A 6,331-nucleotide genomic window follows, 5' to 3' on the forward strand; every position below is an offset into this window, starting at 1 on the left:
CCGCAGCCACGGCGCCGCGGAGCGCGGGTAGACTCGACGGGTCAAGCATCCGCTATCCCTGGGAGAACGCCTCGTGACCGCTGTTACCACCACACCCTCCCGCGGCATTGCCGACACCGTTGCGAACGCGATTGCGACGCCCGAGAAAGAGCAGCCGTTCGACGCGCTGGGGCTGACCCCGGGCGAGTACGCGGAGATCCGCCAGATCCTCGGCCGCCGCCCCACGAGCGGCGAGCTCGCCATGTATTCGGTGATGTGGAGCGAGCACTGCTCCTACAAGAGCTCGAAGAAGTACCTGCGCTCGTTCGGCGAGAAGGTCTCCCCCGCCATGAAGAAGAACCTCATGGTCGGCATGGGCGAGAACGCCGGTGTGCTGGATGTCGGCGAGGGCTGGGCGGTCACGTTCAAGATCGAATCGCACAACCACCCCTCCTACATCGAGCCGTTCCAGGGTGCCGCGACCGGCGTCGGCGGCATCGTGCGCGACATCATCTCGATGGGCGCGCGCCCGGTCGCCGTGATGGACGCGCTCCGCTTCGGCGACATCGACGACCCCGACACCGCCCGCGTCGTGCACGGCGTCGTGTCCGGCATCTCCTTCTACGGCAACTGCCTCGGCCTGCCCAACATCGGCGGCGAGACCTGGTTCGACAAGGTCTACCAGGGCAACCCGCTCGTCAACGCGCTCTCCGTGGGCGTGCTGCGCCACGAGGACCTGCACCTCGCCAACGCCACCGGCGCGGGCAACCAGGTGGTGCTCTTCGGAGCCCGCACCGGCGGCGACGGCATCGGCGGGGCATCCATTCTCGCCTCGGACACCTTCTCCGAAGGCGGCCCCACCAAGCGGCCCGCCGTGCAGGTCGGCGACCCGTTCGCGGAGAAGGTGCTGATCGAGTGCTGCCTCGAGCTCTACCGCGACAAGCTCGTCGAGGGCATCCAGGACCTGGGCGCCGCGGGCATCTCCTGCGCCACCAGCGAGCTCGCCTCCAACGGCGACGGCGGCATGTTCATCGAGCTCGACAAGGTGCTGCTGCGCGACCCGACCCTGACGGCCGAAGAGATCCTGATGAGCGAGAGCCAGGAACGGATGATGGCCGTCGTCACCCCGGAGAAGCTCGCCGGCTTCCTCGCGGTGACCGCCAAATGGGACGTCGAGACCAGCGTGCTGGGCGAGGTCACCGACTCCGGCCGCCTCATCATCGACTGGCACGGCGAAGAGATCGTCAACGTCGATCCGCGCACCGTCGCCGTCGACGGCCCGGTCTACGACCGTCCGGTCGCCTACCCGACCTGGCTCGACGCGCTGCAGGCCGACACCGCCTGCGCGCTGCCCCGTTCGACGGATGCCGCGGTGCTGCGCGAGCAGTTCCTGGCCCTGCTCGGCTCGCCGAACCTGGCCGACCCGAGCTGGATCACCGACCAGTACGACCGCTACGTGATGGGCAACACGGCCCTCTCGTTCCCCGACGACGCGGGAATGATCCGCATCGACGAGGAGTCGGGCCTCGGCTTCGTCATCGCCACGGACGCGAACGGCCGCTACTGCCAGCTCGACCCGTACCGCGGCGCGCAGCTCGCCCTCGCCGAGGCCTACCGCAACGTGGCCGTCACCGGCGCGGTGCCGGTCGGCATCAGCGACTGCCTCAACTTCGGTTCGCCGGAGAACCCCGAGGTCATGTGGCAGTTCTCGAAGACGGTCGACGGCCTGGCCGACGGATGCCTGGCGCTCGAGATCCCGGTCACCGGCGGCAACGTCTCCTTCTACAATCAGACCGGCGACCAGCCGATCTTCCCGACCCCCGTCGTCGCCGTGCTCGGCGTGATCGACGACGTCGCCCGCCGCGTGCCCAGCGGCTGGCAGGACGACGGCCACAACATCTACCTGCTCGGCGTCACCCGCGAGGAGCTCGACGGCTCGGCCTGGGCCGGCGTCATCCACGACCACCTCGGCGGCCTCCCGCCCGTGGTCGACCTGGCCGGCGAAGCCGCCCTCGCCGGGCTGCTGCACGCGGCCTCGATCGAGGCCCTGATCGACAGCGCGCACGACCTCAGCTCGGGCGGGCTCGCGCAGACCCTGGCCGAAGCCGTGCTCCGGTTCGGGGTCGGAGCCCGCGTGTGGCTCGGCGACATCTGCGAGCGCGACGGGATCGACGCATCCGTCGCCCTGTTCTCGGAGTCGGCCGGCCGCGTGATCGTGTCGGTTCCGCGCGAGGACGACGTGAAGTTCCTCGGCCTGTGCGAGGGCCGTAACTACCCCGTGCTGCGCATCGGCGTGACCGACTCGACCTCGTCGACTCTGGAGATCCAGGGCCAGTTCACGGTGTCGCTGGCCGATCTGCAGTCTCGTCACCGCAGCACCCTCCCCTCCCGCTTCGCGCAGTAAGGGTTCCGCTCCTCCGCTCCTCCGCTCCTCCGCTCCTCCGCTTCTCCTCCGTCCCCCGCGTGCGGCCAACTGACCGCCATCGCCGGGGCGGAAGCGGCGCTTTGCGCGCACGCAAGCGCTGCCGGTCAGCGCACCCACGGATGCCTGTGGAGAGAGTGCAGGACGGGCGACGGCGGGGTGGCATCATCGTGCGATGAGACCGCCTTCGGAGTTGCCGTCCGAGCTTGGTGACGGGCCTTTTTCCGTAGCCGACGCTCGTCGGCTGGGGGTCAATTCCGGGCGGCTGCGGCGCAGCGACCTCGCGCGGCCCTTCCACGGCGTGCGCGCGCCCGCGGGCCCCAGCCAGGCTCCGGCTCCTACCAGCGACGCGGACCGGTGGGCCCGGATCCGTGCCGCAGTGTGCACCCAGGCCGTCAACTACGCGGTACGGATGCCCGCAGATCAGTTCTTCAGCCACGCGACGGCCGCGCTTCTCCACGGGCTGCCGCTCCCCGCACGGCTGCTCGAAAGGTCACTCGTGGACGTCGGCACGAGCGTACGGACCAGTCGCCGCACCGGCAAGGGTGTGCGCGGGCATTTGATTCCCCTGGACCGGGTGCGCATCGTCTCGGTGGGACATGTCTCCGTCGCGTCAGAGGTCGACGCGTGGGTCCAACTGTCGACCGTTCTCACCCTCGATGAACTGATCATCCTGGGCGACTCCCTCGTGCGCCGCCAGCGGCCTCCGGCGACGATGGCAGAGCTGCAGTCGGCTGTGGCACGGCAGGCCGGCTTGCCCGGTGCACGTCGCCTGCGTGAGGCTCTGGCTCAGGTGCGTGCGCGCACCGATTCTCCCAAGGAAACAGTGCTCCGTCTCCTCATCGTCCGGGCCGGCCTGCCGGAGCCGGAAGTGAATCTGACACTCCTCAATCGCTACGGCGCCTTCATGGCCCTGGGCGATCTTGCGTACGTTCGCTACAAGATCCTGATCGAGTACGACGGAGGGCAGCACCGCGAAGACGAAAAACAGTTTCACCGCGACATCGACCGCCTGGACGAGCCCATGGAAGAAGGATGGCGGGTCATCCGTGTCAACAAATCCCACCGCCCGCAAGCGATCCTCGCCCGGATCCGAACCGCACTTCTCGATCGCGGTTGGCGCCCCTGACGCCCCCTATGGCGGTGCGTGCGCTCAAAACGCCGCTATCCCACCTGGCTTGGCGGCGTTTTGAGCGCACGCGGGTCCGGAGGCGGGGCCGCTAGAGAGCGAAGGGGGCGCCGAGGATCGCCTCGGTTCGCGACCAGAGCCGCTCGGCGACCGCGAGATTGACCGAGGTGCGCGTCGGCGACTGCAGGCTCGGGACGCCCCGGGTGAGATAGCGCGGGCCGTAGTAGTCGCCGCCGCGGGCGGCCGGGTCGACGGCGGCACGCACGATCGGCCACGCGCCGACGTCCTTGCCCTGTGCGGCGACGCCCTGCAGGATGTCGGCGAAACGGCTGACCCGCGAGGGTTCGTTCACCCCACGGATGCCCGGCGTCAGCCCCGAGATCGAGTAACCGGGGTGCGCGACGAGGCTCTGCACCCCGTCAGCGCCGCCCGCCCCGGCCGCGCGCAGCCGCCGGTCCAGCTCGAACCCGAACACCTGCATCGCGATCTTCGACTGGGCGTAGGCACGCCACCGGTTATAGCCGTGCTCCAGTTCCAGGTCGTCGAGCGAGGAGTCCAGCAGACGTGAGATCATCGATCCCAGCGCCACGACCCGGCTGCCCGGGGTGCGCCGCAGCACGGGCGTCACCTGCATCGTGAGCGCGACATGGCCCAGGTAGTTGGTTGCGAACACGAGTTCGTGGCCGTCGGGGCTCACCTCGCGGGTGCGCGGCGGGTGCACGATCCCGGCGTTGAGGATGAGACCGTCGATGCGGGGCAACTCGAGCAGCGCGGCCGACGCGATGCGCACCGAGGCGAGATCGGCGGTATCGAGCGGCACGGCCGACACGGATGCGCCCGGCACCCGGCCGCGGATGGCCGCGAGGGCGGCATCCGTTTTGGCCGGATTGCGGCAGGCGAGCACGACGTGGGCGCCCGCCGCGGCGAGCTGCTCGCTGGCGAAGTATCCCAAGCCCGCGTTGGCGCCGGTGATGACGAAGGTCTTGCCGGACTGGCCGGGGAGTCGTTCCGTCCGCGCGCTCATGCGGAGGCGGACGGGGTCGCGGGGGTGCCCGCCTGCGCCGGGGACCCGGCCGCGCGCGGCGCACCGGTGCTCGCCGACTCGGTGCCGGCGATCTTCTCGTGGTGGTGGATGACCTCGGCGATGATGAAGTTCAGGAACTTCTCGGCGAACCCCGGGTCGAGGCGGGCCTCCTCGGCCAGGCCTCGCAGCCGTTGGATCTGCAACAGCTCCCGCTCCGGGTCGGCGGGCGGCAGGCCGTGCGTGGCCTTGAGCCGGCCCACCTGCTGGGTGAACTTGAAGCGCTCCGCGAGCAGGTGAATCAGCGCGGCGTCAATGTTGTCGATGCTCTGACGGATGCTGCCGAGCTCGTCGATCGCTTCCTGACCCGCGCCGGCGGGCAATTCCTCGTGTGCAGCCATGGTTCGACGATACCGTTTCGTGCGCTGCTCGCCTCCCCCGCCGAGGTCGCCCGTTCCGGTCGTCCGGTACACCGGACGATCTCGACCGGAAGTGTCGAGTTCGGCGCCGTCTCGCGCCCCCGCAGTCCGCGCCGAGTTCGACAGTTCAGGTCGAATTAGCCTCGCGCGCCAGTCGATCTGGACCGGAAGTGTCGACCTCGGCGCGCATCCGCCGCCCCCGCAGCGCCAGGGGCAGCGCCCGGGGCAGGCGCAGCCGCCGCTGTGTCAGCAGGATCCCGAGCAGCACCAGCCCCGCGCCGACCGGTTCATGCCAGGAGAACGTCTCGCGGAGTACCAGCACTCCGAGCACCACGCCGACCACCGGGGTGACGTAGGTCACGGTGGACGCGTTCGTGGGTCCCCAGGCGCGCAGCACGTTGATGTTCCAGATGTAGGCGACTCCGGTCCCGAGCGCCCCGAGGGCGACCAGGCCGGCGACGATCGGCAGGGTCAGCGCCACCGGATGCCACGCCACCAGCGGCGTGGCCACGAGCATGATCGCCCCGGCGAGCCCGATGTTGAGGAACGCGAAGGTCGCGCCCGCGATCGGCCGCCCGCTGAGGAACCGGCGGGTGTACCCGAAGGTGAAGCCGTAGCAGACCGCTGCGCCCAGGCAGGCCAGCTGGCCCCAGAGGTCGCCGGTCAGGGCCGCGTAGCGCCAAGGCCCGATGATCACGACCACCCCCGCGATCCCCACGAGGATGCCCGCCACCTGGGCTCGCGCGAGCCGCTCCACCCGGAACGCGAGCGTCGCCATCACCGCGGTCATGATCGGGGTGACGGCGTTGTAGATGCTGGCCAGGCTCGAGGACACGTACTGCTCGGCCCACGCGAACAGAAGGTGCGGCACGACGCATCCGGTGATCGCGATCACCAAAAAATGCAGCCAGACGATCTTCTCGCGCGGCAGCACCGGCCCGGTGGCCACCCGCGGCCGGCTGATCAGCACGATCAGGCCGAGGGTGAGCCCGCCCAGCACCAGCCGGGACCAGGCGACCTGGCCGAACGTGACGCCGTCCAGGGCGATCTTCATGAACAGGAAGCTGGATCCCCAGACCACACCCATGCCCAGGAACTGGAGGGTGACTAGGGTCTTCGCGGCGGCGGGGGCGTCTCTCACCAGCCGACTGTATCGCGCCCGGCCGGCGCGGGGTGCCGGTGCGGAACGCGTCGTCCGAAACCCGCCGGGGAATGGCAGGAGCGACCCGATCGCGCCCGCCATCCCTCTGCCGCACCGAACGAATTCGACGGAGATTTTGGCTCTCCTGTCGTAACCGTGGGTTAAACCCGGCCGGGGAGTACTGGTTTGTGGCCGCCGAGGCTGAGCATGGCGAGGGCGA

At 69.9% G+C, this 6,331-nt stretch carries 5 protein-coding genes; 2 read left to right on the top strand and 3 right to left on the bottom strand.

The window, feature by feature from the left end; translation table 11 throughout:
* Positions 1–73: 73 nt before the first annotated feature.
* Together purL and E3T37_RS10750 are read left to right on the top strand one after the other, a co-directional pair.
* Positions 74–2,383, top strand: a complete 2,310-nt coding sequence (gene purL, locus E3T37_RS10745; protein ID WP_134366775.1) for a phosphoribosylformylglycinamidine synthase subunit PurL — start codon at positions 74–76, stop codon at positions 2,381–2,383.
* 517 nt (positions 2,384–2,900) lie between these two features.
* Positions 2,901–3,530 carry a hypothetical protein gene (locus E3T37_RS10750; RefSeq protein WP_241981067.1) on the top strand — a complete coding sequence of 210 codons (630 nt, stop codon included), beginning with the start codon at positions 2,901–2,903 and terminating at the stop codon, positions 3,528–3,530.
* A gap of 91 nt (positions 3,531–3,621) precedes the next feature.
* Here E3T37_RS10750 and E3T37_RS10755 read toward each other — a convergent pair whose 3' ends face one another.
* From E3T37_RS10755 to E3T37_RS10765, 3 genes are all read right to left on the bottom strand, one after another.
* Positions 3,622–4,554 (bottom strand): SDR family NAD(P)-dependent oxidoreductase, encoded by a 933-nt coding sequence (locus E3T37_RS10755; protein WP_134366777.1) that lies wholly within the window; start codon positions 4,552–4,554, stop codon positions 3,622–3,624.
* The gene (locus E3T37_RS10760; RefSeq protein ID WP_134366778.1) at positions 4,551–4,952 is read right to left on the bottom strand and encodes a chorismate mutase; all 402 of its coding nucleotides are present in this window, start codon (positions 4,950–4,952) and stop codon (positions 4,551–4,553) included. The genes E3T37_RS10755 and E3T37_RS10760 overlap by 4 nt, the downstream gene beginning before the upstream one ends.
* A gap of 145 nt (positions 4,953–5,097) precedes the next feature.
* On the bottom strand, positions 5,098–6,057 hold the full coding sequence (locus E3T37_RS10765) for a DMT family transporter (RefSeq protein ID WP_134366781.1): 960 nt from the start codon (positions 6,055–6,057) through the stop codon (positions 5,098–5,100).
* Positions 6,058–6,331: the final 274 nt, after the last annotated feature.

It is taken from the genome of Cryobacterium sp. TMT2-10 (genome assembly GCF_004403075.1).
Taxonomy (GTDB): Bacteria; Actinomycetota; Actinomycetes; order Actinomycetales; family Microbacteriaceae; genus Cryobacterium; species Cryobacterium shii.

Excerpts from the sequence above, each read along its gene's own strand:
- E3T37_RS10755 (WP_134366777.1), bottom strand. The coding sequence starts at position 4,554 with ATGAGCGCGCGGACGGAACGACTCCCCGGCCAGTCCGGCAAGACCTTC.
- E3T37_RS10765 (WP_134366781.1), bottom strand. The coding sequence starts at position 6,057 with ATGGGTGTGGTCTGGGGATCCAGCTTCCTGTTCATGAAGATCGCCCTG.
- E3T37_RS10760 (WP_134366778.1), bottom strand. The coding sequence starts at position 4,952 with ATGGCTGCACACGAGGAATTGCCCGCCGGCGCGGGTCAGGAAGCGATC.